The organism is Acinetobacter larvae (assembly GCF_001704115.1).
In the GTDB taxonomy this organism is placed as follows: domain Bacteria; phylum Pseudomonadota; class Gammaproteobacteria; order Pseudomonadales; family Moraxellaceae; genus Acinetobacter; species Acinetobacter larvae.
Genome location: NZ_CP016895.1, coordinates 311,399 through 337,419 on the forward strand (window position 1 = coordinate 311,399; position 26,021 = coordinate 337,419).

A 26,021-nucleotide genomic window follows, 5' to 3' on the forward strand; every position below is an offset into this window, starting at 1 on the left:
GAGCAATATTAGAATCGTTCGCTTAAACTTTGTTTGATTTTCCCTAAAGTGCTACTGGGTGTGTTGTCTTTGTCATTTTCATGGGGTGCAATTGGTAAAGTAATCACCACCTCTAGACCGCCTGCAGCATGATTGTGTATATCAATTTCACCTTGATGAATATCGACAATACGTTTCACGATGGCCAAACCTAAACCACTCCCTTGAATGGTGCGTGCAGTATTGCCACGTACAAAAGGCTGCATCAACTCCTCAACTTGGTCGCTGGGAATGCCTTCTCCATGATCGGCAACACGAATTAAGATGTTTTGCTCATTGACTTCTGCGCTGAGCTCAATCGGCTCTGCACCATAGCGTTTAGCATTATTGATCAGGTTGCCAATGAGGCGTTTTAAAGAGAGCGAACGGGCTAAAATAGTGGGCAAAGGGTGGGCTTGGAAGCGGATATCTAGTGGTTTAAATTGGATGACTAATTCTTGCAATAAGGTGTTGAGATTGGTGCTTTGTGGTTCTTCATCGGAACCATCACGCATATAGGAGATAAACTGATCGAGAATAGCATCCATATCCTCGACATCATAAATCAAGCCTTCTTTTAAGAAATCCTCATCTGGCATCATTTCCGCGCTTAGGCGAATACGCGTTAGCGGCGTACGGAGGTCATGTGAAATCCCAGCCAACATGATTAGGCGTTCACGTTCAGTTTGATCGAGCGTGTAAATCATATGGTTAAAGGCTTGGTTAACCTCGCGAATTTCTTGTGGTCCGTGGTTTGTCTCCAGATAAGGGGACTTTCCTGATTTACTATAAGCATTGGCGGCGTGTTGCAAACGTCGTAGCGGACGGTTGAGCTGGCGTACTAAGGTTAAAATAATAATAAAGGACAGAATTGGTACGCCGAGCAACCAACCAAACACCAGCTCAGAACTATAGTTTGCATAGGTTTTGAGGGGTTCTCTGATCCAATGCCCATGCATTTGTGGTGTTTGAATCCAAATACGTGGGCTGGGTTTAAATTGGAAATATACAATCACATCTTCGACATTGAGCTCTTGTGCCAATTTTTCTTCAATATGCCCAGTAATATAGTCGGCAAGGGGTTTATCTTTGATATTGGGATATTGCTGCGGATCGGTAATATACTCAAGCCCCATGCGCTGTTGTAACCATTGGTCGATATCGATTTCAGTATCATGGTGGTAAAAGCGATAAGCAGGGTTTTGGATAATTTCTAGTTCAAGCGCTAAATAGCGGGCATGTTGTTGTAATTCTGGTAAATATAAAGTACGCCAAAAGAACCAAAGCGTGGTAAACCAACTAATGAATACCACAAAAATAACCAACACCGTGGTGCGCATTGCAGCTGAACGCGGTTTGATCTTGTCGAGAAAACGTTCCCAGCGGGTCCGCTTTCTTTCCGAATAGGCTTGAAAATCTTTAAATGCCTGTTGATCAATCGGTTCAAGCTTCACAACACATCCTCATGGTCTTTGAGAAGAAAGTCTTATTATTCGGCACCATCCGGTACAAATACATAGCCCACGCCCCAAACTGTTTGGATATAACGTGCACGCGCAGGGTTTTCTTCGATCAAACGACGTAAGCGAGAAACTTGCACATCGATAGAACGCTCCATTGCGCCCCATTCACGACCACGTGCTAGGTTCATTAACTTATCGCGGGTTAGGGGTTCACGTGGATGCTGTACCAGTGCTTTCAATACGGCAAATTCACCTGTCGTTAATGTGACAACTTGTCCTTCACGGGTCAAGGTACGGGTCGAGAGATCAAGTGACCAAGGACCAAAAGACACCACCTCAACGTTTTGGCTCGGTGCACCAGGCACTTCACGGACTTGGCGACGCAGTACGGCGCGAATACGTGCTAAGAGTTCATTGGGATTAAATGGCTTAGGTAAATAGTCATCCGCACCAGCCTCTAGCCCCGCAATACGGTCTGAATCACTGCCGCGCGCTGTCAACATGATGATCGGGGTATCGATATTTGATTGGCGTAAACGGCGACAAATGCTCAAGCCATCTTCGACGGGAAGCATAAAATCGAGTACGATCAGTGAAAATAACTCGCGTTGTAATAGGCGATCCATCTGTGTGGCATCATGCGCTGTTTTAACGACAAATCCTTTATCTTCTAAGAAACGTTGTAATAAAGTACGTAAACGAACGTCATCATCAACCACTAAAATACGTTCAACACGATCGCTATCGTTGTGCACGATATCGGTGTTATCAGCAGGTACAACCAAATTCATGATGCACTCCGTAAATATTATCAATTCTGGCTATCAGTATAGCGCAGTATAGTACTTAAGTTATTGTTAAGACTATGTATCAATTTGCTCAAAATTACAATTTACCACCGTACCAATATACTAAAAAACAACAGCATCGTGCGGGTTGAGAACGACATTTAATGCATAGTGCAACAAATTAGGGCGAAAATTAGCAATTTTGCAAATGAAAGAGACAACACTTGTCTTTTAGAATAGTGGCTTTGATTTGATCTGTATCTATTGTAAAACAATGGATATTCGCCATGATTTAAAGGAGCAAGATCGTGAGATAAAAATGTGCCACATGGCTGTTATTTAACATATTGTTGCTACAAAATGATGTCATTTTAGCGAATCACAATCGCATTTCTGTGCTAAAAAACATGTGAAATTAATACTTTAGAAATTTTTAGTAGAATAATATGAAAAACAGTTGTGGATTTTATAGTCTTGGTCTTTATAATCAGTAACTTTTAGTACTTATCCTTGTGGAATTAAACACGATGACTGACTTAGTTCAGCAGTTGGCAAGTGAGCTTGCCGTACGTCCAAACCAAGTAGAAGCTGCCATCAAATTAATTGATGAGGGTGCCAGTGTTCCATTTATCGCACGTTACCGTAAAGAAGTAACGCAAGGCTTAGACGACACGCAGTTACGCCAGCTCGATACACGCCTCGTGTATTTACGTGATTTATTTGAACGTCGCGAGAAGGTTATTCTGTCGCTCAAAGAGCAAGATAAATTGACAGATGATTTATTATCCCGCGTCAATGCAGCACAAACCAAAAATGCCTTAGAAGAAATTTACGCGCCATATCGTCCTAAACGCACCAGTAAGTCTTTTAAAGCCAAAGAAGCGGGTCTAGGACCTTATGCCGAAAAAATCCTGCATGAAGAGGTTGAGCCAGCTGCAGTTCTAGCTGATTTTAAGCATGAAGATTATCCCGATACCGAGACACAATTAGATGCCATTCAACATATCATCATTGATGAGTGGGCACAAAATATTGCACTCACCACTGCATTAAAAGCCAAGTTTGCACAAACCGCTGTGCTTAAAAGCTTGGTTGCCAGTGATGAGAAAAAAGAAGTCGGTAAGAAATTCCGTGATTACTTCGATTTTTCTGAGAACCTCAACAAAGTACCATCCCATCGCTTATTGGCCATGTTACGTGGTCGTCAAGAGAATGTGTTGGGGCTCAAAGTCGAAGGTGAAGATGAACAGCCATTAGCGCTGATCAGCACTGAATATGCCTTAGAACAAGTTCAGCCTGCTGCCCGCCAAGAATTTTTAAATCAAACCGCAAAACTATTTTGGTTAGGCAAAGTACGTCCAAGTATTGAGCACTCTTTACTGACCGAAAAACGTTTGGCTGCCGAAACAGAAGCCATGCAAGTTTTTGCTGAAAACTTACGTCATTTATTGCTCTCTGCGCCTGCTGGTGCACGTTGTACTTTAGGGGTTGACCCTGGTATCCGTACAGGGGTTAAACTTGCCGTGATCAATGCCTCTGGTGATGTGTTGGCACATAGTACGGTTTATCCTTTTGCACCGAAAGAAGACAAAGCGGGTGCTAAAGCTGAATTGGCGCGTTTATGTCAAGAGTATCCAGTTGATCTGGTTGCAATTGGCAATGGCACTGCAAGCCGTGAAACCGAAGCCGTTATCGCTGAAATGATGGCTGAACATCCTGAATTGAAATTAACCCGTGTCACTGTGAGTGAGGCAGGCGCATCGGTATATTCTGCATCTGAATTGGCAGCGTCTGAATTACCTGACTTAGATGTTTCTATTCGCGGCGCAGTATCGATTGCACGTCGTTTGCAAGATCCATTGGCAGAATTGGTAAAAATTGATCCAAAATCAATTGGTGTGGGTCAGTATCAACACGATGTCAACCAAACAGGTCTAGCCAAAACATTGGACGCTGTAGTGGAAGACTGTGTAAACGCTGTTGGTGTTGATGTAAATACCGCATCTGCTGCGATCTTGGGCTATATTGCTGGTCTAAATAAGGCAATTGCACAGCAAATTGTTGAATACCGCAAAGAAAATGGTGCTTTCGATAACCGTAAAGCATTGCTGAATGTACCACGTTTAGGTGAACGTACCTTTGAGCAAGCGGCTGGTTTCTTGCGTATTCAAGCGGGTTCAGAGCCTTTGGATGGTTCAGCAGTACATCCAGAAAGTTATGGTTTGGTTGAGAAAATTGCTCAAGCTAAATCTACCACGATCAAAGACATGATTGGTAACAGCGAAATCATCCGTAATATTAAAGCGGAAGACTTTGTGGATGAACAATTTGGTTTACCGACTGTGCAAGATGTTCTCAGTGAATTGGAAAAACCAGGTCGTGACCCACGCCCTGAGTTCCGTACAGCCAAGTTCCGTGAAGACATTACCGAAGTTGCTCAATTGACAGAAGGCATGCAACTAGAAGGCGTGATTACCAATGTGACTAATTTTGGTGCCTTTGTTGATGTTGGCGTCCATCAAGATGGTTTGGTGCATATTTCTGAATTGGCGAATGAGTTTGTTGCAGATCCACACAAAGTTGTTAAGCCCGGTCAAATTGTCCAAGTTCGCGTTATTCAGGTTGATGTTGAGCGTAATCGAGTCAATCTTTCCATGCGTCCAGAAGGTTCAGCGGCTGCTGCAAAAGCATCGCGCCAACAAGAACCACGTAGTGAACGTAAGCCACAACAAGCTAAGCGCCCAGCAGCACGTCAGCAGCAAAATGAACGTCCTGCCCGTGCCAAAACTGCTGCGAAGAGTCATCCAAACAAAGCTGCAGAAAATAAAATTGGTGGTTTTGGTGAGTTGTTGCTACAAGCAGGGATTAAAGGATCTAAATAATATTGCTGATGATCTAAAGCTATCATTCTGATATAAAACAAAAAAACCTCCATTTTGGGAGGTTTTTTTGTGTTTTTGCATTGAGCATCTGGTCATACGGTAGACAAACTTGCTGCAAAGTGTGGCTAAAATTTAGACCACTGTGGATAACTTGTGTGATATCCACATCATGTCTAATCGCTCTTTTAGCCTTACCAATGCTCACCTGGGAATAAGCGTGCATAGGCACGTTGTACGATATTGAGCTTCTCTTGCTTACCCACAGAAGCGGATGAGCTTGGAAAGAGATTAAAGCCAATCGACATGAGCTTGTTGTTGATATTCGGCGCAATCGCATAGGTAATCGAGGCTAAATGACCCAGATGGGTCGCGACTTTTTTGGGACGCTTCACCACAGCATAAGCGACAAGATCAGCAGCCTGTTCTGGTGACAGCGTAGGAACATACTTATAAATCTTCGTCGGTGCGATCATCGGCGTGCGTACCAAAGGCATATAGACCGAGGTAATGGCAATTTTATGCGAATGCACTTCTGCGGATAGACAACGGCTAAATGCGTCGAGTGCGGCTTTGGACGCGACATAGGCTGCAAAACGTGTTGCGTTAGCTAAGACGCCAATGGAACTGATATTGATAATGTGCCCATCACGGCGATTCATCATATGTGGCAATACATTGAGGACTAGGCGTACAGCACCGAAGTAATTGAGTTGCATCGTGCGTTCGAAGTCGTGAAAGCGGTCGATAGACTCATGAACTGCGCGGCGTATAGAGCGACCAGCGTTATTGATGAGAATGTCGATATGGTCGACTGTGGCGAGAATACGCTGTGATACCTGATCAATGGAATCCATATCATTGAGATCACAGGGGAAAATACTAGCTTTACCACCATTACTTTCGATTTCAGATTGCACTTCCAAGAGCTTTTCTTCGGTACGTGCCAATAATAAGACATGGGCTCCACTGGCTGCCATTTTCAGTGCCACGGTCATACCAATACCGCTCGAAGCACCTGTGATGAGGACAACTTTATTGCGGACTTTCAATTGAAAGAGCTGTTCTAATTTCTGCTTCATAAATTTTCCCTAATGAATGACAAGCAATATTTTAAAATTTATTTTTCTACAAGTTAAAACCGTAATATCGATGATCAGACCGAGAATTAGGCTGATGAGATGATCATAACGCAAACATGAGAAAAGACCACTAAAATATTGATAAAAAACATACGAATGAGTGATGTATAGCATTTATTCAAGAAAAAATTATTTAAATTAAGGTGCTTAAATATTTTGTGGTAACATACACTTTGTTGTTTTTTTGAGCGCACCATCAAAAACGAGGGCTTGTGCCCTCGTTGGTTATTGATGGTTATCTGTGCCGATGATCTGTATCGAGACGAGTTATTTTGTCTGCTATGTCGGTATACAGGCTTAGACTTGTGCCAATGCCTGTTCTAGATCGGCAATCAGATCATCGATGTGTTCAATACCAATCGACAGTCGTACCATATCAATGCTTACCCCAGCTGCTTTGAGTTCTTCTTCATTGAGCTGACGGTGTGTCGTCGTGGCTGGATGACAAGCTAAGCTTTTTGCATCACCAATATTGACCAAACGGGTAAATAGCTGCAAGGCATCAATAAAGCGCGTACCACCTTCACGACCATCTTGTACTCCAAAGGATAAGATGGCAGAGGGTTTACCTTTTAGGTATTTTTGCGCAAGAGCATGTTGTGAATGGTCTTTAAGACCTGCATAGTTGACCCATTTTACTTTGGGGTGAGCTTGTAAATACTCTGCAACTTTCTGCGCATTTTCAGTATGACGCTCCATACGTAAGTTCAGCGTTTCTAGACCTTGTAGAATAAGGAAGACGCTCAATGGGCTGATTGCTGCGCCAGTATTACGTAAGGGAACGACACGTGCGCGTGCGATGTAAGCGGCTTCACCCAATGCTTCAACATAATTGACGCCGTGATAGCTAGGGTCGGGGGTATTGAGCACTTTAAAACGTTCTGGATATTTACCCCAAGGGAATTTACCGCTGTCAACAATCGCACCGCCAATACTGTTGCCGTGACCGCCAATATATTTGGTCAGAGAGTGCACGACAATATCGGCCCCATGTTCAAAAGGTTTGAGTAGGGCAGGTGTGGCAACGGTATTGTCTACAACAACAGGAACACCATATTCATGCGCAATTTTAGCAATGGCTTCTAAGTCGATAATATTACCCAGCGGATTACCAATGGATTCAACAAAGACCAATTTGGTTTTGTCATCGATGAGATCGCGTAATGCCTCAGGGTTTTGATAGTCAAAGAAACGAACTTCAATGCCTTGTTTGGGTAGAGTATGTGCGAAAAGGTTATAGCTGCCGCCATAGAGTGTGGATACCGATGCAATATTATCACCAGCTTCGGCGATGGTTTGAATGGCATAGGTAATTGCCGACATGCCTGAGGCCAAAGCCAGTGCGCCAATTCCACCTTCTAAGGCGGCAAGACGTTGTTCTAATACTGCCGTGGTTGGATTCATGATGCGTGTATAGATATTACCCGCAACTTTGAGGTCAAATAAGTCCGCACCATGTTGCGTATTATCAAAGGCATAAGATGTTGTTTGATAAATAGGTACGGCTACAGCTTTGGTGGTCTCTTCTGGACTATAGCCTGCGTGTATGGCAAGAGTTTCGTCTTTGTAAGTCATAATTCCATGATCTATGTGAATGTACTATGTTTTGAGTTTAGCATTTTTGCATATGAAATAAAGATATAACGCTTTGTTATCAATATATTTAATTATAATAAGTATGAAATTTTTTTAGGATACATGGCAAAGCATGCTGGCTCTTGGCTTTGCGCGATTTTGCGTGCAACTGACCAGCGTAAAAGGGAGCTATCCGCGCATCTGTGCTTTAGAAATCAAGCATAAAATAAGCAGATAGAGACTCTGAGTGACACTGAAAGAACAGCGATGTGGCTGATCATTTGCAATACCAAGCAAGATCAAAAAGCATGCCTTATTTTTTGGCGATATTCATCGTATAATAGCAAAGTTATTGTTCGCATTTGCGATGTTTCGCTTTTTCTATTGAGGAGTCCTGCGTGGCCCAATATATTTATACGATGAACCGTGTGTCGAAAATGGTTCCGCCTAAGCGCGAAATCTTAAAAGACATCTCTTTATCATTTTTTCCCGGTGCAAAAATCGGTGTGCTTGGTCTAAACGGTGCCGGTAAATCGACTTTGCTCCGTATCATGGCGGGCGTAGATAAAGATTTCTCCGGTGAAGCACGTGCTCAACCTGGTATTAAAATTGGTTATCTCGAGCAAGAACCACCATTAGACCCAAGTAAAGATGTGCGTGGCAATATTGAAGATGGCTTACGTGAGCCACTCGATGCTTTGGCACGCTTGGATGAAGTTTTCGCTGAATATGCAGCTGAAGATGCTGACTTCGATGCTTTGGCAAAAGAACAAGAAAAGCTCGAATCGATCATTCATGCTTGGGATGCTCATAACCTCAACAACCAATTAGAACAAGCGGCTGATGCCTTAAATCTACCTGCTTGGGATGCTGATGTTAGCAAATTGTCTGGTGGTGAGCGTCGTCGTGTTGCACTATGTCGTTTACTGTTGTCTAAACCCGACATGCTATTGCTCGATGAACCGACTAACCATTTAGATGCCGAGTCTGTGTCTTGGTTAGAACGGTTCTTAAAAGACTTCCCTGGGACCATTGTGGCGATTACCCATGACCGTTATTTCTTGGATAACGTGGCTGAGTGGATTCTTGAGCTTGACCGTGGGCATGGTATTCCATACCAAGGGAACTATACCTCTTGGTTAGAGCAGAAAAATGCGCGTTTAGAGCAAGAGCAAAAACAAGAAGAATCTTTTGCCAAAGCTTTGAAAAAAGAATTGGAATGGGTACGTTCCAATGCCAAAGGTCAGCAAAAGAAAAACAAAGCGCGTATGGAGCGTTTTGAAGAGTTGAACTCTAAAGAGTTCCAACAACGGAATGAAACGTCTGAAATTTATATTCCACCTGGTCCACGTTTAGGCAATAAAGTCGTGGAAGTGGAAAATATCAGTAAGTCTTTTGGTGATCGTCTACTATACGAAAACTTAAGCTTTACCGTGCCACCTGCTGCGATTGTGGGAATTGTTGGTCCCAATGGTGCGGGTAAAACCACACTCTTTAGAATGATGACCGGTGAACAACAACCAGACAGCGGTGTGGTGTCTTTGGGTGAGTCGGTGAAAGTGGCTTATGTGGGTCAGATTCGCGATACCCTAGACAACAATAAAACAGTTTGGGAAGAAGTATCGGGTGGTCTAGATATTCTTAAAGTTGGTGATTACGAAATTGCATCACGTGCTTATATCGGTCGTTTTAACTTTAAAGGTTCTGATCAGCAAAAACGTGTGGGGGAATTGTCTGGTGGTGAACGTAACCGTCTACAACTGGCAAAAATTTTGCAACAAGGCGCCAACGTGATCCTACTGGATGAACCGTCAAACGACCTTGATGTTGAAACCTTACGTGCGCTTGAAGACGCTATTCTGGTCTTCCCGGGTACGGTCATGGTGGTTTCGCATGACCGTTGGTTCTTAGACCGTATCGCAACGCATATTTTATCTTTTGAAAATGAACAGCCTGAGTTCTTTACGGGGAACTATAACGAATACGAAAGCTATCGCCGCGCTAAATTGGGTGACGATATTAGTACTAAGCGTAAGAAATACAAGAAAATTGGTGGTTAATGTCCTGCGTGAAGATCTCATGATCTAAGCAGGCTATCACGCCAAAATCCCACTGTGTATCGACATGGTGGGATTTTTTTTGGCTATGAAGCTGTGAAATCGTGCGCTATGGGCGGGGATCAATACAAAAAGTTGTAGTTGGCGACTTCGCTACTGAATTGGTATGGAGTATGGGAGAGGCATCACGGGGCGATGATGTTGATGATGTTGATGATGTTGATCTGTATTTTGCTGCCAGCCATCGAAAGCTTGCTGCAATGATGGCATAAAACTTTATGATGATGGCTATGGCAACTCAGCAGAGTGTTATCGAAGACCTTGCCTGTTTAATTTAACCAACGTCATTTTGTAGCATAAAGAGTACCCAGATGCGTCGACATATGATTGGCATAGCCATGATCGAAATTGTACTGAGTTTGCTGCTCCTGACTTTGGCGATGCTCGGCATGGTGAGTTTACAGCTTCAGGCTGTCGCTCGGAGTCAGTTTGCATTACAACAGCTGCAAGCCAGTAATGTCTTACAGGATTTGTCTGAGCGTTTAAGGGTTAACGCTTTAGCACGACAAGATTATGTAAAGCACTTAGATGGCGATGCGCCAAGCGCCGTGCAGTCATGTTTATATCGAGATCGACCACAAGGCTGTAGTGCGGCAGAAATGGCTGCTTATGATGCGTATAGTTTATATCAACGTGCACAGCAAGCTGCGATGCAGTTGGCTTTGAGACCTTGTGCTAACACGACGCAACGGCTTTGTGCTTATGCAGCTTGGGGCGAAACCAAAGCCTTAGATGATCTACAAGATCCACTGGCATGTAGTCGACAAGGTATTTATCTGCCTAAGGCGCAATGTTTGATGATGACACTCTATTAGTGTGCTATGAGTTAGACCTATAAAAAACGCTGCTGTTAAGAATCATGCTAAAACGACCATCATTCAGATCAGGGAGTAAATAATGATCTGGACACAATATGGGCTCAGTGTGTTGGAAGTGGTGATTTCACTGACATTGGGATTATTACTTGTCGGGGCTGCCTTTAAGTTATTAGAAAGTGGCGAGCGTGCCTATAGCACCCAACAAGCTGTGGCGGATATCCAAGATCGTGCGATTTTATCTTTAGCTTATGTTGCTACAGAAATACGCCGTAGTCATCGCGCACTGGCAGTTTCTATTCAAGATCAACCAATTTATGCAGGCTTGTTGTTGAATGCTCATGCTGAACAGCATACAGCGCAAGCTGCACAGCCTAAAGTCGTGCAAACAAGGTCATTCATGACAGCTGTTGCAATGGAGCAAACATCAACGTTTGCGCTAAAAAGTATGCAACCATCTGCGCGTGAACAAGGCGTCGCAGCAGCAATATCCGTGGCAAGCAATGCACAAGCTCATTATCCAGCACAATTACAAGGCATATTGCCTATTACAGTGACTGCCGGTGGTCCAAGCCATTTAAGGGATACTCAGACCGGTAAGGCGCTGGCGAGTGATCAATTGGTGATTCAATTTTATGCCGAAGAAGCAGGAATTGACTGTGAAGGGCATCAATATCAAGCAGGGCAGTTTGTGGTGGAAAGATTTTTTTTACGTCCTGATGCGTTGAATCAACAGGCGAAGCAACAAACGGTGTTGGCACTTGCCTGTGAAGCAGGTGGATATGACCAACAAGCCACGCGTATTCTCAAGAATCCGATGCAGGCAGGGCAAGCCTTCGGGCAGGGTTTAGGTGCTGTGATGATTCCACAGGTTGAGCATTTTAAGTTAATGTTTGCTATTGCCGATGAGCAACGTCGTCAAGGTCTGGCTTATATTTCCAGTCAGGAGTATCAGGCGTTGCCACAACGTCCACGTCCAGCGATTTATGCAGTGCAACTGGGAATTTTATTAGGTTCAAATCATCCTATCACAGCATCTCATAATGATTCACCACAATTTCAAATTTTACAGCAAGCCGTGCAATTGCTTGCACCCAGCAATGCTCAGCAAGGACAACAGTATTTATATCATGTGTTAGAACATAGTGTTGCCTTAGAGCCGGGTTTGGTGGTGATTGAGGAAAAATCATGAAGCTGCAGCAGTCTGGTGCGACATTGCTGTTGATGCTCTGTCTGTTATTGCCCATGAGTATGTTAGGTATTTTAGCTGCGCAGCAAAGTCTCCTTAATATACAGCTGGTTACACATATCCAAGCACGACAGTTGTTACAACAAGCAACTTTAGCGATTGGGTCACAATTGCAGCACTATTATCAACAAGATGATCAGCAAGATACTCAATTGGGTCAGCAGTTGATTGCACAACAGTTGGCACACACTGGTCGGGAAATGATTTTTTGCTTTCGACCGAATCGTTCCAATGCTGAAAATTTTTCTCTGGCACAAGCAAGTTATCTTTCCAATACAGCCTCCAATATAAATAGCAATAGTCGTGCACAAAGGGAGGTGCATTTAACCGATAAAGGTTTCTGCCAGTTTGATCAAGCACAAGATTATGCCAGTGCGAGTAAGGCTCAGCTGGTACAGATTAACTTGGTACAGCTACCCAGTGCAGCCAGTCACGGCATTTTGCAGACTCAGTCTCTGAGCAATGGACAAGCACGATCTGATGCATCACATTTTCGTATTTATATTACAGCGATATTGCCGCAGTTATCTGCGAGTGATTTTTCTACAGTTGCCCAGTGTTTTCATTATCCGCAATATGCGAGGGCTGGAAGTATGAGTCAACAACAATGTTTAACCCAGCAAGGTGCTGTGTTTCAAAGTCAGTTTTTTGACCTATTGTGGTTGCCTAAAGCCAGTGGCGCACCGCGTGAAGCGACAGCGAATGATGATGTTATATAAAAAAAATCGACCTAGTCCTGCGGCGGCGGTCATGCAAGGGGGTGTGACTTTATTGGAGTTGGTCTTAGTTCTGATGTTAGTGGCGGTTTTATATTTTGCTGCAAGTTTTTCCTATGCTGTTGTGGTGCAACGTATTCAGCAAAATGCTGTACAACAACAAATGTCTAGGATTGCGGAATATTTGACAGTCTACAAAATGCAGTACTACAGCTATTTTGGTTTTGATTTAAGACGTTATATACAGCATGCCGCCGTGGATGAGTTAAGTTTTCCTGTCGGTGCAGCACCCTATTATCGTTTACGCATTGTAGAACTCACACCACGATCAGCTTATTCTCTGCAAGATGCACGTGCCATAGGCGCTGGCTGGTTGATCGTAGCAATTCCTCTACGAGCCCAACTGCCTTTGCTTTGGCGTAATAGTCTGGGTTTGCAATGTCAGCAGCCATGGGATTTGGAAAATAGCGATCTTCAAGCTGTGGACTTTCAGCATTGTATGCAAGATGTTGCTGCTAAAAGGGCTGAGTCTTGATGATGGGACCTTGATGATGATGAGGTCTTGATGAATATAAAAACTAGATGAATATAAAAATAAGCATGAAGAATGGGCGTGGACAGGAGGGCAGCATGAGAATGCGGTATATCGCAGGTTGGTCTTGGTTTGAGTTGTTGCTGGTCATGCTGATTTTCTCAACCTTATGGTTGATCGCTCTGCCAACACTACAGATACAGCGTTTAAAGAGTCATCGTGCAGATATGCAAGCTGAGTTGTTAAAACAGGCTGTTCAGATTCAGCAGCAGTTGATTTTACAGCAATCTAGGTTTCAGGCATCAATGGGTGCTAGAGCTGAGCAGGAGGGATTAAGTCTTGAATTTCTGGGAATGGGTGCGGTGTATCCAAATACTGGCGAGGTCTGGTATGACTTGTTATTGCAAGGAACGCCTGCAGCGTGGCAACTCATTGCACGCCCGCGTGTTGAAACCCAGCAGGTGCCCGAAGATATCTTAATCGTTGACCAGCAGGGGCAGCTTTGTATTGCAGTGCTTCAGCAAGTAGATTGCGATGTTGCTGATTAAGCTTGGGACTCGGTTAAATTTTCCTTGTCTATTGAGATCTACTTATAGGGAGGATTTGCACAAGACAAATATGCTTCATCGTTGTTGTGGATAAAATAACAATATTGCTGCAAAGACTGGATGCATAAGCGATAAAACATGTTAAATTGGACACAATTTTGAATTTTAAATTTAAAATTGCGGATAACTCAAATTTTGAGCTTTCCCTTCTTGGCAATATATCGTAAAATATTCGCCTTTTTAGGTTCATCCGAATCTAATAAAGTTTTTCATTCATGTGAGAGTATTAACATGGTCGTAATTCGTCTAGCACGCGGTGGTGCTAAAAAACGTCCGTTCTATCAAGTTGTTGTAACTGATAGCCGCAATGCGCGTGACGGTCGTTTCATCGAACGTATTGGTTTCTTTAACCCAACAGCTCAAGGTAAAGCAGAAAAACTTCGTTTAGATGCTGACCGTTTTGCACACTGGGTTGCTCAAGGTGCACAACCTTCTGAGCGTGTAGCATCTTTAGCTGCTCAAGCCAAAAAAGCTGCTGCAGCTGTATAAGCCCGTAGTAGTAGGTATTTGCCCATGACATCAACACAGAATGTTCCAGAAGATCGTATTCAGATTGGACAGTTACGTTCAGCATATGGATTAAATGGGTGGCTCTGGGTCTATTCCAATACAGAACCGATGAGCAATATATTTGACTACCTTCCTTGGTACATAGAGACCAAAGCTGGTTGGCAAATGATAGATGTAAAACGTTGGAAACCACACGGCAAAGGCTTAGTTGTTTCGCTTAAAAATGTGAGTGATCGCACTGCAGCGGAAAGCTTAGTTGGCGCTAATATCTGGATAGCCAAATCGCAACTGCCTCAACCAGGCGTAGACGAGTATTACTGGTCAGATTTGAAAGGCTTAACGGTGTTAGGTCTAGATGATGAAGAGCAGGAAGTCAATCTCGGTAAAATCTACGAATTGTTTGAAACAGGAGCCAACGATGTCATGGTGGTTCGCGCCACACCAGACAGTATCGATGGCGAAGAGCGTATGATTCCTTGGCATCGGGATGTGGTACAACGCGTTGATCTCGAAGCTGGTCGTATCTACGTAAATTGGGGCGTAGATTTCTAATCCGAATAGGATGAACGCAGCAGGAAAATTGAGGAGTCTGCGATGTTCTTTGCAGTCATAACGCTTTTTCCTGAAATGTTTGAAGCGATCACAGCTTACGGCATTAGTGGGCGTGCGGCAAAACGAGAATTGATACAGCTTCATTGTATTAATCCGCGTGATTTTGCTGAGGGCAACTACAGAAGAGTGGATGAACGTCCATTTGGTGGGGGTCCGGGTATGGTGATGATGGCAGAGCCTCTGGCTCAAGCGATTCAACATGCCAAACAGCTTGCAAAGCAAGCAGGTTGCACCGATGTACCTGTGGTCTATATGTCGCCACAAGGGCAAACCCTGCATGAGACAGCAGTACAAAATTTTGTCAGTTATGATGGACTCATTGTATTGTGTGGTCGTTATGAAGGGGTCGATGAACGTTTAATCCAACGTTATGTCGATCAGGAATGGTCGATAGGGGATTATGTTTTATCGGGCGGTGAGTTGCCTGCGATGGTATTACTCGACAGTATCATTCGTAAATTACCGAATGCGATGTCGGATGAACAGTCAGCTGTGCAAGATTCTTTTGTGGATGGTCTACTCGATTGCCCACAATATACCAAGCCTGACCTTTTTGAGGGATTGGCTGTGCCTGAAGTATTGAAATCTGGGCACCATGCCAATATCGAAAAATGGCGCTTTTTGCAGCGTTATCAGCGCACCATGCAACGCCGACCGGAGTTGGTTGAGCAGGTTGAGCTGAGTCAACAGCAAAAGAAATGGCTGAAAGATTGAAAGACCTAAACCAATCGGTTGGTCAATTTGAACAGGCTCTTTATTGCTTGAAAGGTCAACAATAAAGGGAAAGATAACCGGGTTGATATGCGTTATAAGCCTCTATCCCCAGCGGTATTCAGACCTCTTCTGACCCGCATTTGTTGGAGATTCCCACAATGAGTGGTAAACATCCTCTAGTACAAGCTGTTGAAAATGCACAGTTAAAAACAGATCTTCCAGAATTTGCTCCGGGTGATACCGTAGTTGTTCAAGTTAAAGTAAAAGAAGGTGATCGTGAACGTCTTCAGGCTTTTGAAGGTGTTGTGATTGCTAAGAAAAATCGTGGTTTGAACTCTGCGTTCACAGTACGTAAGATCTCAAGCGGTGTTGGTGTTGAGCGTGTATTCCAAACACATTCACCAATCGTTGCGAAAATCGAAGTGAAACGTCGTGGTGACGTTCGTCGTGCTAAACTTTACTACCTACGTGAATTGTCTGGTAAAGCTGCACGTATTCGTGAAAAATTACCTGCTCGTAAACCTGCTTAATTTCTGGTTTTACGATCGAAAAAATGCGCCAATACGGCGCATTTTTTATACTGTTCAAATTGTAATATTACAATGTTTATCAATAGATTAGCTCTAAACACCATCCTGTTTAAGTCGATTTAGATGCTGGCGATAAATAGCCACGGGATCTGCTGAAAGAATAATATTACGCAGCCCTAACAATTGGTTCACTTCATCCATATGATTCCAATAATAATTATCCCGAATGACCTTACCAAATCGGGCACTACAACGGGCGACGAGACCATCATTATCTCGTCCAGCATCGATGAGTTGGCTATTTAATAGCAAAAAGCCATCGATGGGGTCGAGTAAATTGGTGATCGCGCGATTCCCAGTAAAAGAATAAAAACGTATGCCATTTTGTTGCGTCGGCGCATTTCCACAGTAGCGGCTCGGTAGCCCCATGGGGAAACGTTGGTTAAAGTCTTGCGAACCACGCGTCGATAGGCTATGACCTGCTGCTAAAACATCATGTGGAAATAATTGCGGATCCAGTTGCTGTGAGAGCAAAATGGCACTGCCAAGAAATTCTAAGCCTTTAATCAACGGTTTTTCTAATAACGTATGTTCAGCTTTCAGAATGACATCTGCGACAGGAGAGCCTTGATGTGGTGAACCAACCGTGGTCAGTGAGGCTACGCGCTCAGGCATCATGGCTGCCGCATAACGAATGGTGGGACCACCGTGGGAATGCCCAATTAAATTGACTTTCTCAGCTTGTGTTAGTGCCAGAATCGTTTCAATTTGCGCAATGAGTTGCTCACCACGAACTTCAGAGGAGTTAAAGGGTGATACTGTCGTTGCCCATACATTGGCACCATTTCGGCTGAGATCAGGTAGTATTTGATACCAATAATCGAGCCCAAAAGCACTGGACCCTAAACGATCAAATCCGAGCATGCCATGGGTGAAGACAACTGGATATCGGGTTTTAGCATAATTGGAACTGACATAAGTTGCAGTCTGTTGGTTAGGAAATTGGCTTATTGCATATGTATATTGTTGAAAAATAAATAATAATACATATAAGGATGCACCCAGCAGTGCGATATAAAGTACACGAGACGATCTGATGATCATGTGAAATAGCATAGTTATTACCTCATTATTGTTTTCCGCAAAATTTTTTGCTAAATAGTCTAAAATTTTGAGCAGTAGTCAAAATTGCTATTCATATTTCAATTAAAACCACCTTGTCTTAATCGATAAAGGGGAGTTGCCCTCCTTGTTGGTGAATATCTTCAAAAGTTTTTAAACGAGATTGCTGTTTGGCGTCAGCAAAGGACTGATCTCTCAGGCTTTGTATTGCTTGTTTTTTTGAAGCATCATTTAGATTGCTTTGTAAAATTTTATCTTTTTCATTGAGAAAGCCTAAAACCTGTTGTTTCCATTGTTGACGTTGTTGGTCTAGTTGCTCAAGACGCACGGTGGCTTCAGTGCCGACCAAGGCATTGCGCATGGCACGTAATTGTTGTGCTGAGCCGGATTGTGATTTGATTTGTTGCGTTAAGCGATTGAGATCATCTAGTTGGGTCAGTTGTTTTAAGTTTTCTTGCCATTCTTGGGGTAAGGCTTCAAAGCGTTTTTTGAGTTGTTGTGCCTTTTGTGCTGCACTGAGTGTGCTATCTTCTAAAATAGCCATACGTTGTAGCGTGTAGTTGTTATATAAGTCTTCTTCGCCAAATAAACCTTGAATTTCTGTAGCATTAAAATAATTTTTACGTAGAGCATGGACTTTTTCAAAATATGCAGTGATCGCTGCAGTCTCTTCCAAAGCCGTTGTATTGGAAGACTGTAAATCGACTGACTCTTGGCGATATTTTAGATAACGTTGCCATAGATCAATGATTTGTGCTGCTGCAGGTGCTTGATAATGCTGTTCAATATAGCGGATAAAGGCTTTTTGAATATGAGCCAGCTCTTTTTCGCCATATTGACTGATAAAGTATTCAAAGCAATTGCGTGTATGTTCATTGACACGTAAATGCCCTTGGGCAGTCAGTTGCAATTGGCAGTCAATCTGTGTGTCTTGCTGACTTAAGCTTTTTAGGTTTTCAGGATCAAGCGTCGCAGTGCTTAAGCTTTCACTGGCAGCATGCTGTTGTAATTGTTGAGCTTGTGTTGCACTTTCGCCAGGTAAACTTTTAGAGGTAGATGGGATAACATAGAACAAGATCGCTACCAGTAAAATCGCGCATAGAATAGCAAAGTAGATATTACTTTTTGACATTTTTATTCCTTTAAAAAATAAACCCTAAGTACCGCTATAACCACTTTCAAATCACGGTGATGAGCACGTGACATACGATTCCTTGTGATGCTTTTATTATTTCCTCTTACTATACTTGTTGTTGTGTATTACGCAATAACTTTGAATAATTTGATACCTTTCTGGTTTTAATAAAAGAAATCAAGTTGGTTAAAGTTTAATTTAAATAATTGATTTATATAAATTAAAATATGTTATTTTTAAATAATTAAAACCATTAACATTTTTATAAGAATTATGTGATTTATCTAAATAAAAATTACCAGCATATTGCGTTATAATATGAACCTGTTGAAAAAAATGCGTCACGAGGACGCATTTTTTTATTTTGAGGGGGGATGTTAAGTCATTTAAATTATTGTGCAGCAGTGTCGATTTGCTGTACTTGAGCTACTTGTTGGATTTCTGCACCGTGTACTTTTGGTGGCTTATTCATGCACCAGCAGCAGAAAATGAAGAAGAAACAAAATGTGTAGCGCGATAATTGAGATGACAACATAGGAATTTCCTTTAAACGAAGATTTAAAAATGAATTAAAAACAGTGAGCAATAATTAAAATTTTGTATTAACCCTCTAGCCAATATTGTTTTATGCCAAAAGGGTTAATTGCTTAACACTTTGATTATTGTTCGTGATGAATTATGAATTTTTAGCAAAAATATGTAATGAGTGTTTTATATGGATTTTTTTTAACTTATTGTTAATTTCATCTTATTATTTGTTATTGGAACTATTAATTGAAACATAAAGCATGCAGAGGCTGAGCTTTTTATGAATCTTGCAGAACGAGCGCCAGTAAAATAACAAGACCACATGCGATTGCATGAAAAGAAATGGGATAAGACTATTTTTATTGATCTTAGATTGCTAACATTGCCGCATTTACAAGCTTGATGATGTAGCATGCGAAGCAGTTCAACCAAGATCCAACGCCGCCCAGTTCATGGTGTATTTCTCTTAAATAAGCCGCTTGGTCTCAGTTCTAATGCGGCATTACAAAAAGTACGTTGGTTGTTTCGTGCACAGAAAGCCGGTCATACCGGCGCACTTGATCCGTTAGCGAGTGGTTTATTGCCGATTTGTTTGGGTGAGGCAACGAAGTTTTCTCATTATTTATTGGATTCAGACAAACGCTATCGTACTGTGGTGCAGCTTGGGCAGAGCACCACTACGGGGGATGTTGAAGGTGAAGTCTTAGAACAGCAGGCTATTCCTCATTTAACTCCTCGTGATATAGAAGCAGTATTGGCACAGTTTCTCGGGCAGATTCAACAAGTACCGCCGATGTATTCAGCATTGAAAAAACATGGTCGCCCCTTGTATGAATTGGCGCGTCAAGGCATTGAGATCGAAAGAGAAGCACGCCCAATTCAGATTCATAGCATTACCTTATTGGCGTATCAGAATGGCGCTTTATCTTTAGAGGTACTGTGTTCTAAGGGGACTTATGTACGTGTTTTGGGTGAAGATATTGCCAAAGCATTAGGTACGGTAGGGCATTTAAGTTATTTACAGCGGATTCAAACGGGTCATTTTCAATTGATTCCTGAATATAGCATTGAGTATCTAGAGTCTTTAACGGAAGCTGAACGAGAGCAGTTGTTATTGCCTGTGTATAGTTCGATCGATCACTTTCCTAAAGTACAAGTTCCTGAAGGTCGCCGTGAATATTTCTCTCGTGGCATGGAAAGTAATATCGATCATGCGGCAGCGGCACAAGTATTGGTCTTTGATGCTGAGCACTGTTTGGGCTTGGCTGAAATTACCGATAAAAAGCGCTTGGTTCCGAAACGCGTGCTGAATTTATAGCGTTCAAGTCTATGTGCTTAGCATGTTATTTTAGACGAGTCGTGCTTTATCTGGCATTATTTTAATCCGCTGGTAGATTTGAATCGGTACCAAAATTTAATCCGATATTAAAAGTTAATCTTAGTAATAAGGACAATTCGCGTGGAATTTGATCTGATTTTAGGCTTGGTGTTTTTCGCTTTTTGTGCTGGCGCAATTGATGCAGCAGTCGGAGGTGGTGGTCTAATCCAGATTCCAGCGTTGATGAATGCATTTCCCAATATATCGCCAGCAACCATGTTGGGGACCAATAAACTTGCTGCGATCAGTGGTACGACCTCAGCCGCATTCTCTTTTGTGCGCCGCGTTAAACTGTCATGGAAGTTATTGTTGGTGATTGCGGTCTGTGCACTGATAAGCTCCTATGGCGGGGCGGCCTGCGTGGCGCTGATTCCGACCAGTATTTTAAAGCCCTTGGTATTGGTGCTGTTGATTGTGATCGCTGTCTATACCTTTACCAAGAAACAGTTTGGTCAAGATCATCAAGCTCAACCAATCACCAGCAAAGTTCTGGTTTTGGCGGGAGTCGGTAGTGTCTTGGTGGGTTTTTATGATGGGATTTTTGGACCAGGTACCGGAAGTTTCTTTATTTTTTATTTTATTCGCTTCTTAAAAGTGGATTTTTTACATGCTTCAGCACTGGCCAAAGTGGCAAATTTTATGACCAACTTTGCCGCACTGAGTTTCTTTATTCCTGCAGGGCACGTGCTATTAGGTTATGGTTTGGTTATGGCAGTTGCCAATGTGGCCGGAGCGATCTGTGGGGTGAAGATGGCGCTGAAATATGGTAGTGGCTTTATTCGCATTCTATTTTTAATTTTGGTGAGTGTGTTGATCTGTCGTTTGAGTTATCAGATTTTCTTTGCTGCAGCTTAATGCTCCCCTCTAACTCGAATTCCATTTAATTCTAATCTATTGAAAAAGATAGAAAGCTCTTATAGGTGCTGTGAATGCAAAGGATTTGAATACATTCGGCAAGCATGTAAATCCCCCAATGATCAAAGCATATTATCATTGGGGGGATTCTTCGGGATATATTTTACTGACTCATCCCCAGCATAAATTGAGAGCAGTTGGAGTGTTCAGAGGCATTTTCAATCATCTTATCGCTGATTTTAAAAGCTGCCGCGGTGGTGTTATCTCCCAACTTTTGTTTGGTTAGTTTGCCGAGTTCTTTGATTTGCGCTGCTTGTAACATATTTTGCTCTACCGCAACATTGAGGGTTGAGCACGTTGCATCGATCACTTTGTAACGTGTAACGGTTTTATCTGTAATCACATAACCCAATAAACCGCCAATCACTAAACTTGCAAGGACACTTAAAACTAATTTTTTATTCATGAAAATAAAGGATCTGATTTGTCGAGCACATATTTTTTCACAATAGCTTATCTTTGTGATAAATATATCGTAATAATCATGTTATTTATATTTGAACTACTCTTGATTGAATGATTTAAGTGCAATCGTATGACGTCCAATGCTTGCAATAATGATGGCACCGGTCAGTGTAAGTAAAGCCAAGGGCAGGAGTGACATGGCAAAACTGCCACTGCTGTCTTTAATCATACCAACGCTCGCATTGATTAAGCCTGTGCCAATATGTGCCAAGGTGTTGATGCCAGCAATGGTCACGGCCAAAACACTGGGTGGCATGCTACTTGCGACAAAAGACCAGAAAGGACCTTTTAGCGCATAATTACCCATTAAAGTGAGTGAAAATAATAATACGCTGAGCGTAACAGACTCAAAAAAGATACCCAAAAATAAACTGATACTGGTTAAGAGTAAGGGCAAAATAATTGTAGCGCGTTTATTGGCAACTTGGTTGGCGCGTAAGCCCCAAAACACCATAAATAAAGCAGATAGACCAAAAGGTATCATGGTTAGCCAAGCGGTTTGCATGGTATCTAAATGGTGTTGTTTGAGAATTTGCGGCATCCATAAGGACAGAATATTACTGGTCGCCGAACTGCCAGCATAGACGATAGCAAATAGCCAAAAATAAGGATGGCGTATGGCATATTGGAGTTGTTGTTTGGCACTATGGGGGAGGGCGTGGTGATGCGTTGTGGTCTGTGCCTGTACTAGACGCTCTTGTGCCAGAGTCTGACTTAACCATTGCTGTTCGTTTGCGGTTAGCCATTTGGCATCTTGTGGACGATTGGGTAAGATCCATAAACACAGTAAGCCCAGCACTACTGCGGGTAAGGCTTCAAGCATGAGCAGAATTTGCCAGCCTTTAAAGCCCAACCAGCCATGTAGATTGAGCAATAGTGCGGATAATGGCGCACCAAAGAAATTGGACAGCGGAATGGCAACCATAAACATTGCTACGATGCCTGCCATATAACGCTTTGGAAACCATAATGTTAAATATAAGAGCACGCCTGGGAAAAACCCAGCCTCGGCTGCACCCAATAAAAAGCGACTGAGACTAAAAGAAATGGGTCCAGTCACAAAGGCACTGCAAAATCCTATGATGCCCCATGTGATCATAATGCGAGAGATCCAACGCCGTGCACCAAACTTTTCCATCGCGATATTGCTGGGAATTTCAAAGGCAACATAGGCGACAAAAAATAAGGTTGCAGCAAAGCCAAAAATGCTGGCGGAGAGAGCAATATCTTGGTTCATGGTCAGGGCAGCAAAACCGACATTGACGCGATCAATGTAGGCAATGAAATAACACAGCATTAAGAAAGGGAGTAGGCGTAGATAAAGCTTGCGGATTACGTGTTTTTCTAATGTGGCTGTGGCAAATGACAAATTGTTGTTAGAGTTGTTAGAGGAGCTGGGCTGCATATTTTTTCCTTATTTTAAATTATTGTTTTTATGTTATGACTGCATTGCATGAAGTTGTTTTTGCGTGCTTGATGATTTAAAGCGAAGCATGTTGCTAGTAAAGCTGAAATGTTCCAGCTTGGTCTAGCTTTATTGTGCATGGCTTTATGGTAAATTTCATTGTAATAATATTTTTTAATCGTTTGATTTTAAATAATAATGTGTGGTGGTTGGTCTGATGTAGACCATATTTTGAGGGGCTGGTCTTTTGGGTATGAAAATGTAGTCTAGACGGAACTTGGCAGGACAAAGCTGAGTTCATCCCGCACTCGACTGGGTTTTCGTTGCAGCTTAAGACGTTTCTGGCGCAGGCTTGCGAGCCGCTCTAAAAGTGACGCCTACTGATGCCGTCATGATGCACAGCAAAGCCAAGCTTTGCCAGAAAGTGATATGTTCTTTGAGCAACAACATACCCGCGATTGCGGCAATGGCGGGTGACAAGCTCGACAAAGTTCCATAACTGAGTTTGCTGAGTTGTCTGAGAGCGAGTAAATCGAGGGCATAGGGAATCGCTGTTGCCAGTAAGGCAATGAGCAAGGCAGGTTTCCAATATTGGGTATTGAGCACGGCATCTGGGTTATGCCATAGACTGATGGGCAATAGAACAGCAGCAGATAGACTAATAGCAATACTGAGACCATGCATACCGATATTTTGCCGTGCAACTTTTTGACCAAAATAAATATAACTGGCCCAGCAACAGCCAGCGCCCAAAGCAAAGGCGGCGCCTAAGAAAGAAAAATTGTGCTCTGTCGCTTGTTGCCAAGGGACCATCAACGCAATACCTGCAATCGCCAATAAGACCCAGACTAAGTCTGAACGACGTTGTACCGAGAGCAGTGCCAAAGCCAAAGGACCTAAAAATTCTAGACCCACGGCAATGCCTTGTGGCAAGCGTCCCAGCGAGGCATAGAACAAGACGTTCATCAGACAAACAGACGCACTATAAAGCAATAAATGACGCCATTGTAGATAAGGCAAACGTTTGAGAATTTTCCATGAGCGAAACATGACAATGATCATGATTGCAGCGAAACATAGCCGTAGCGTGACGACACTAAAGGGATCGAGTACAGTCATGAGTTGTTTGGCGAAGGAGGCACTAATCTGATAGGACACCATCGACATGATCATATACAGTACAGCGATGAATTGGGTATTCGGCATCATGAAGTCTTATTGAAGTGGTCTAGGTTGTGCTTGGCAAGTAAATTGCTTTACAGCATTTGGTATGCAGTTTAGTTTAATATCATAATTTGGCGAAACAGCATAGTGAAGTCGCATATGACTAAAATCCATTATTATCAAATTGCTTTACGCTGGGATGGCAATCTAGGGCAGGGGACGCAGCATTATCGTGCGTATAGTCGGGATTATATTGTGGCAGCGATTAATAAGCCTACATTATTGGGTTCTTCAGATACCAGTTTTCGTGGTGATGCTCAACGCTGGAATCCCGAAGAAATGCTTTTGAGTGCTTTGTCTGCTTGCCATCAGTTATGGTATTTACACTTTTGTAGTGTTAATCATATCAATGTATTGCAGTATGAAGACCAAGCATCGGCTGAAATGTTAGAGCATGCATCTGGTGCTGGAGAATTTCGTGTAGTACGACTCAAACCCAATGTATTGATTGATCAACATTCAGATCCGCAATTGGCGTATCAGTTACATGAAAAAGCGCACGAATTTTGTTTTATTGCGCGTTCAGTGAATTTTAACGTGACTTTGCAGCCTCACATTCGTCAGCACACTGACATCGATTGAGCTTAACTGTGGTCGCTAGTAAGAACCATCTAAGCTGGTGCGGCACGCTGGGTAGCATACCAGCAGAGTAGCGAACCCAACGTGACCATTGCAGTTCCTGACCAGAATGAAAGGCCTAAGGTGACATTGAGTAGCAGCATGGCAAAGAGTGATGAAATCACTGGGGTAAAATAAGATAAAATCACCAAGATATTGAGATTGCCATGTAATATGCCGATATTCCATGCCGCATAGCCCAAGGCAAATGCCGTTGCAGCCAAGCCCAAATACCCTATATCACTTGCGCCTAGAGTCGCGATTTGAAACTGACCGCTTATCAGTAGATTGAGCCATAAGGTGATAGCCGTGGCACAGAAAAATAGCACGATGGCATTTTGCCCATTGCCTTGTTTTTTGGTCAGTACGCAATATGCAGCCCAGATGATTGCCCCACAAAATGCCAGTACATAACTCACAGGGTTTTGCTGTAAATGTATTAAAAAATGTTTACTGTGATGGAAACTGTCGCCCATTTGCACGCTGACAACCCCACATAAACTCAGGAATAGACCTGGAATGAACAGCCAATGCAAGCGTTGCTCTTTGCAAAGCAGCAATAAGAATACGGTGAGGCTAGGCCATAAATAATTGATAATGCTGATTTCAATTGCCTGTTGATTACTTTGAGCAAGGCTAATCGAGAAAGACAAACACAGTTCATAGGCAACAAATAATAGCGTTGCTGTATAGAGATATGTTTTGGAGAAATTCTTTAGCTTTGGCCATTTAAATAGTGCCAACAGCAATAGTGCGGCCAAACTATAGATGATGCAAATGGCCACTGCAGGTTGCAGCTGGCTGCTGGCAAGACGGAGTAAAGCCAGCAATGTGGCCCAGAGTACAATGGCACTACAACCGATCAGCGTAGCAAAACGTTTAGACATAGCGCGTATGGAGATGAAATTTGGCTGTTGATGACGTTCGCTAACATAGCATGCGCGCGCGATGACAGGAAATATA

General features: G+C 42.8%; 26 protein-coding genes. 15 read left to right on the forward strand and 11 right to left on the reverse strand.

The window, feature by feature from the left end:
• Window positions 1–8: 8 nt before the first annotated feature.
• Together BFG52_RS01395 and ompR are read right to left on the reverse strand one after the other, a co-directional pair.
• A complete protein-coding gene (locus tag BFG52_RS01395; RefSeq protein WP_067551595.1) occupies window positions 9–1,472 on the reverse strand; it encodes an ATP-binding protein in 1,464 nt (487 codons plus the stop codon).
• A gap of 35 nt (window positions 1,473–1,507) precedes the next feature.
• Entirely contained in the window at window positions 1,508–2,272 is a 765-nt protein-coding gene (gene ompR / locus BFG52_RS01400; RefSeq protein WP_067551598.1) for an osmolarity response regulator transcription factor OmpR, read from the reverse strand.
• Between the two features lie 524 nt (window positions 2,273–2,796).
• On the opposite strand from ompR, the gene BFG52_RS01405 reads away from it, so the two are divergent.
• Entirely contained in the window at window positions 2,797–5,151 is a 2,355-nt protein-coding gene (locus tag BFG52_RS01405; protein ID WP_067551601.1) for a Tex family protein, read from the forward strand.
• 191 nt (window positions 5,152–5,342) lie between these two features.
• On the opposite strand, the gene BFG52_RS01410 is transcribed toward BFG52_RS01405, so the two are convergent.
• Together BFG52_RS01410 and BFG52_RS01415 are read right to left on the reverse strand one after the other, a co-directional pair.
• Window positions 5,343–6,230, reverse strand: a complete 888-nt coding sequence (locus BFG52_RS01410; RefSeq protein ID WP_067551604.1) for an SDR family NAD(P)-dependent oxidoreductase — start codon at window positions 6,228–6,230, stop codon at window positions 5,343–5,345.
• Window positions 6,231–6,587: 357 nt separating this feature from the next.
• A complete protein-coding gene (locus BFG52_RS01415; RefSeq protein WP_067551607.1) occupies window positions 6,588–7,865 on the reverse strand; it encodes an O-acetylhomoserine aminocarboxypropyltransferase/cysteine synthase family protein in 1,278 nt (425 codons plus the stop codon).
• A gap of 398 nt (window positions 7,866–8,263) precedes the next feature.
• Here BFG52_RS01415 and ettA point away from each other — a divergent pair, with 398 nt between their 5' ends.
• From ettA to rplS, 11 genes are all read left to right on the forward strand, one after another.
• Window positions 8,264–9,925, forward strand: a complete 1,662-nt coding sequence (gene ettA, locus BFG52_RS01420) for an energy-dependent translational throttle protein EttA (protein ID WP_067551610.1) — start codon at window positions 8,264–8,266, stop codon at window positions 9,923–9,925.
• Between the two features lie 101 nt (window positions 9,926–10,026).
• Window positions 10,027–10,194 carry a hypothetical protein gene (locus tag BFG52_RS17030; protein ID WP_157758057.1) on the forward strand — a complete coding sequence of 56 codons (168 nt, stop codon included), beginning with the start codon at window positions 10,027–10,029 and terminating at the stop codon, window positions 10,192–10,194.
• A gap of 99 nt (window positions 10,195–10,293) precedes the next feature.
• Window positions 10,294–10,797 (forward strand): type IV pilus modification protein PilV, encoded by a 504-nt coding sequence (gene pilV / locus BFG52_RS01425; protein WP_067551613.1) that lies wholly within the window; start codon window positions 10,294–10,296, stop codon window positions 10,795–10,797.
• 82 nt (window positions 10,798–10,879) lie between these two features.
• Complete coding sequence (locus tag BFG52_RS01430; protein WP_067551616.1) at window positions 10,880–11,989, forward strand: PilW family protein; 1,110 nt, start codon at window positions 10,880–10,882, stop codon at window positions 11,987–11,989.
• On the forward strand, window positions 11,986–12,765 hold the full coding sequence (locus BFG52_RS01435; RefSeq protein WP_067551619.1) for a hypothetical protein: 780 nt from the start codon (window positions 11,986–11,988) through the stop codon (window positions 12,763–12,765). Before BFG52_RS01430 ends, BFG52_RS01435 begins: the two co-directional genes overlap by 4 nt.
• Window positions 12,749–13,297, forward strand: coding sequence for a hypothetical protein (locus BFG52_RS01440; RefSeq protein ID WP_157758058.1), 549 nt, complete (start codon window positions 12,749–12,751; stop codon window positions 13,295–13,297). The genes BFG52_RS01435 and BFG52_RS01440 overlap by 17 nt, the downstream gene beginning before the upstream one ends.
• Before the next feature lie 95 nt (window positions 13,298–13,392).
• A complete protein-coding gene (locus tag BFG52_RS01445; RefSeq protein WP_157758059.1) occupies window positions 13,393–13,842 on the forward strand; it encodes a hypothetical protein in 450 nt (149 codons plus the stop codon).
• 291 nt (window positions 13,843–14,133) lie between these two features.
• Window positions 14,134–14,391: a 30S ribosomal protein S16 gene (gene rpsP / locus BFG52_RS01450; protein ID WP_067551628.1), complete on the forward strand. Its 258-nt coding sequence runs from the start codon at window positions 14,134–14,136 to the stop codon at window positions 14,389–14,391.
• A 24-nt stretch (window positions 14,392–14,415) separates the two neighbouring features.
• Window positions 14,416–14,964, forward strand: coding sequence for a ribosome maturation factor RimM (rimM, locus tag BFG52_RS01455; protein ID WP_067551631.1), 549 nt, complete (start codon window positions 14,416–14,418; stop codon window positions 14,962–14,964).
• 42 nt (window positions 14,965–15,006) lie between these two features.
• Window positions 15,007–15,738, forward strand: a complete 732-nt coding sequence (gene trmD, locus BFG52_RS01460; protein WP_067551633.1) for a tRNA (guanosine(37)-N1)-methyltransferase TrmD — start codon at window positions 15,007–15,009, stop codon at window positions 15,736–15,738.
• Window positions 15,739–15,896: 158 nt separating this feature from the next.
• Entirely contained in the window at window positions 15,897–16,268 is a 372-nt protein-coding gene (gene rplS, locus BFG52_RS01465; protein ID WP_067551636.1) for a 50S ribosomal protein L19, read from the forward strand.
• 93 nt (window positions 16,269–16,361) lie between these two features.
• Here rplS and BFG52_RS01470 read toward each other — a convergent pair whose 3' ends face one another.
• From BFG52_RS01470 to BFG52_RS17035, 3 genes are all read right to left on the reverse strand, one after another.
• Window positions 16,362–17,372, reverse strand: a complete 1,011-nt coding sequence (locus BFG52_RS01470; RefSeq protein ID WP_081408741.1) for a lipase family alpha/beta hydrolase — start codon at window positions 17,370–17,372, stop codon at window positions 16,362–16,364.
• Between the two features lie 118 nt (window positions 17,373–17,490).
• Window positions 17,491–18,522 carry a lipase secretion chaperone gene (locus BFG52_RS01475; RefSeq protein ID WP_067551639.1) on the reverse strand — a complete coding sequence of 344 codons (1,032 nt, stop codon included), beginning with the start codon at window positions 18,520–18,522 and terminating at the stop codon, window positions 17,491–17,493.
• A 394-nt stretch (window positions 18,523–18,916) separates the two neighbouring features.
• The gene (locus BFG52_RS17035) at window positions 18,917–19,060 is read right to left on the reverse strand and encodes a hypothetical protein (RefSeq protein WP_157758060.1); all 144 of its coding nucleotides are present in this window, start codon (window positions 19,058–19,060) and stop codon (window positions 18,917–18,919) included.
• A 405-nt stretch (window positions 19,061–19,465) separates the two neighbouring features.
• Between BFG52_RS17035 and truB the strand changes: the two genes are divergently transcribed.
• Both truB and BFG52_RS01485 read left to right on the forward strand, forming a co-directional pair.
• The gene (truB, locus tag BFG52_RS01480; protein ID WP_067551642.1) at window positions 19,466–20,371 is read left to right on the forward strand and encodes a tRNA pseudouridine(55) synthase TruB; all 906 of its coding nucleotides are present in this window, start codon (window positions 19,466–19,468) and stop codon (window positions 20,369–20,371) included.
• A 141-nt stretch (window positions 20,372–20,512) separates the two neighbouring features.
• Window positions 20,513–21,286, forward strand: coding sequence for a TSUP family transporter (locus tag BFG52_RS01485; RefSeq protein ID WP_067551645.1), 774 nt, complete (start codon window positions 20,513–20,515; stop codon window positions 21,284–21,286).
• Window positions 21,287–21,449: 163 nt separating this feature from the next.
• On the opposite strand, the gene BFG52_RS01490 is transcribed toward BFG52_RS01485, so the two are convergent.
• From BFG52_RS01490 to BFG52_RS01500, 3 genes are all read right to left on the reverse strand, one after another.
• Complete coding sequence (locus BFG52_RS01490) at window positions 21,450–21,752, reverse strand: hypothetical protein (protein WP_067551650.1); 303 nt, start codon at window positions 21,750–21,752, stop codon at window positions 21,450–21,452.
• Between the two features lie 96 nt (window positions 21,753–21,848).
• Complete coding sequence (locus BFG52_RS01495; RefSeq protein ID WP_067551651.1) at window positions 21,849–23,216, reverse strand: MFS transporter; 1,368 nt, start codon at window positions 23,214–23,216, stop codon at window positions 21,849–21,851.
• 330 nt (window positions 23,217–23,546) lie between these two features.
• On the reverse strand, window positions 23,547–24,422 hold the full coding sequence (locus BFG52_RS01500) for an EamA family transporter (RefSeq protein WP_067558986.1): 876 nt from the start codon (window positions 24,420–24,422) through the stop codon (window positions 23,547–23,549).
• Window positions 24,423–24,539: 117 nt separating this feature from the next.
• On the opposite strand from BFG52_RS01500, the gene BFG52_RS01505 reads away from it, so the two are divergent.
• Window positions 24,540–25,022 (forward strand): OsmC family protein, encoded by a 483-nt coding sequence (locus BFG52_RS01505; protein ID WP_067551655.1) that lies wholly within the window; start codon window positions 24,540–24,542, stop codon window positions 25,020–25,022.
• A 29-nt stretch (window positions 25,023–25,051) separates the two neighbouring features.
• On the opposite strand, the gene yddG is transcribed toward BFG52_RS01505, so the two are convergent.
• Window positions 25,052–25,945: an aromatic amino acid DMT transporter YddG gene (yddG, locus tag BFG52_RS01510; RefSeq protein WP_067551658.1), complete on the reverse strand. Its 894-nt coding sequence runs from the start codon at window positions 25,943–25,945 to the stop codon at window positions 25,052–25,054.
• Between the last annotated feature and the right edge of the window lie 76 nt (window positions 25,946–26,021).

Bases quoted from the DNA above. Each gene is read 5' to 3' on its own strand.
- ompR (WP_067551598.1), bottom strand. From the start codon at position 2,272: ATGAATTTGGTTGTACCTGCTGATAACACCGATATCGTGCACAACGAT.
- BFG52_RS01405 (WP_067551601.1), top strand. From the start codon at position 2,797: ATGACTGACTTAGTTCAGCAGTTGGCAAGTGAGCTTGCCGTACGTCCA.
- BFG52_RS01410 (WP_067551604.1), bottom strand. From the start codon at position 6,230: ATGAAGCAGAAATTAGAACAGCTCTTTCAATTGAAAGTCCGCAATAAA.
- BFG52_RS01415 (WP_067551607.1), bottom strand. From the start codon at position 7,865: ATGACTTACAAAGACGAAACTCTTGCCATACACGCAGGCTATAGTCCA.
- pilV (WP_067551613.1), top strand. From the start codon at position 10,294: ATGCGTCGACATATGATTGGCATAGCCATGATCGAAATTGTACTGAGT.
- BFG52_RS01430 (WP_067551616.1), top strand. From the start codon at position 10,880: ATGATCTGGACACAATATGGGCTCAGTGTGTTGGAAGTGGTGATTTCA.
- BFG52_RS01435 (WP_067551619.1), top strand. From the start codon at position 11,986: ATGAAGCTGCAGCAGTCTGGTGCGACATTGCTGTTGATGCTCTGTCTG.
- BFG52_RS01440 (WP_157758058.1), top strand. From the start codon at position 12,749: ATGATGATGTTATATAAAAAAAATCGACCTAGTCCTGCGGCGGCGGTC.
- BFG52_RS01445 (WP_157758059.1), top strand. From the start codon at position 13,393: ATGAGAATGCGGTATATCGCAGGTTGGTCTTGGTTTGAGTTGTTGCTG.
- rpsP (WP_067551628.1), top strand. From the start codon at position 14,134: ATGGTCGTAATTCGTCTAGCACGCGGTGGTGCTAAAAAACGTCCGTTC.
- rimM (WP_067551631.1), top strand. From the start codon at position 14,416: ATGACATCAACACAGAATGTTCCAGAAGATCGTATTCAGATTGGACAG.
- trmD (WP_067551633.1), top strand. From the start codon at position 15,007: ATGTTCTTTGCAGTCATAACGCTTTTTCCTGAAATGTTTGAAGCGATC.
- rplS (WP_067551636.1), top strand. From the start codon at position 15,897: ATGAGTGGTAAACATCCTCTAGTACAAGCTGTTGAAAATGCACAGTTA.
- BFG52_RS01470 (WP_081408741.1), bottom strand. From the start codon at position 17,372: ATGATCATCAGATCGTCTCGTGTACTTTATATCGCACTGCTGGGTGCA.
- BFG52_RS01475 (WP_067551639.1), bottom strand. From the start codon at position 18,522: ATGTCAAAAAGTAATATCTACTTTGCTATTCTATGCGCGATTTTACTG.
- BFG52_RS17035 (WP_157758060.1), bottom strand. From the start codon at position 19,060: ATGTTGTCATCTCAATTATCGCGCTACACATTTTGTTTCTTCTTCATT.
- truB (WP_067551642.1), top strand. From the start codon at position 19,466: ATGCGAAGCAGTTCAACCAAGATCCAACGCCGCCCAGTTCATGGTGTA.
- BFG52_RS01490 (WP_067551650.1), bottom strand. From the start codon at position 21,752: ATGAATAAAAAATTAGTTTTAAGTGTCCTTGCAAGTTTAGTGATTGGC.
- BFG52_RS01495 (WP_067551651.1), bottom strand. From the start codon at position 23,216: ATGCAGCCCAGCTCCTCTAACAACTCTAACAACAATTTGTCATTTGCC.
- BFG52_RS01500 (WP_067558986.1), bottom strand. From the start codon at position 24,422: ATGCCGAATACCCAATTCATCGCTGTACTGTATATGATCATGTCGATG.
- BFG52_RS01505 (WP_067551655.1), top strand. From the start codon at position 24,540: ATGACTAAAATCCATTATTATCAAATTGCTTTACGCTGGGATGGCAAT.
- yddG (WP_067551658.1), bottom strand. From the start codon at position 25,945: ATGTCTAAACGTTTTGCTACGCTGATCGGTTGTAGTGCCATTGTACTC.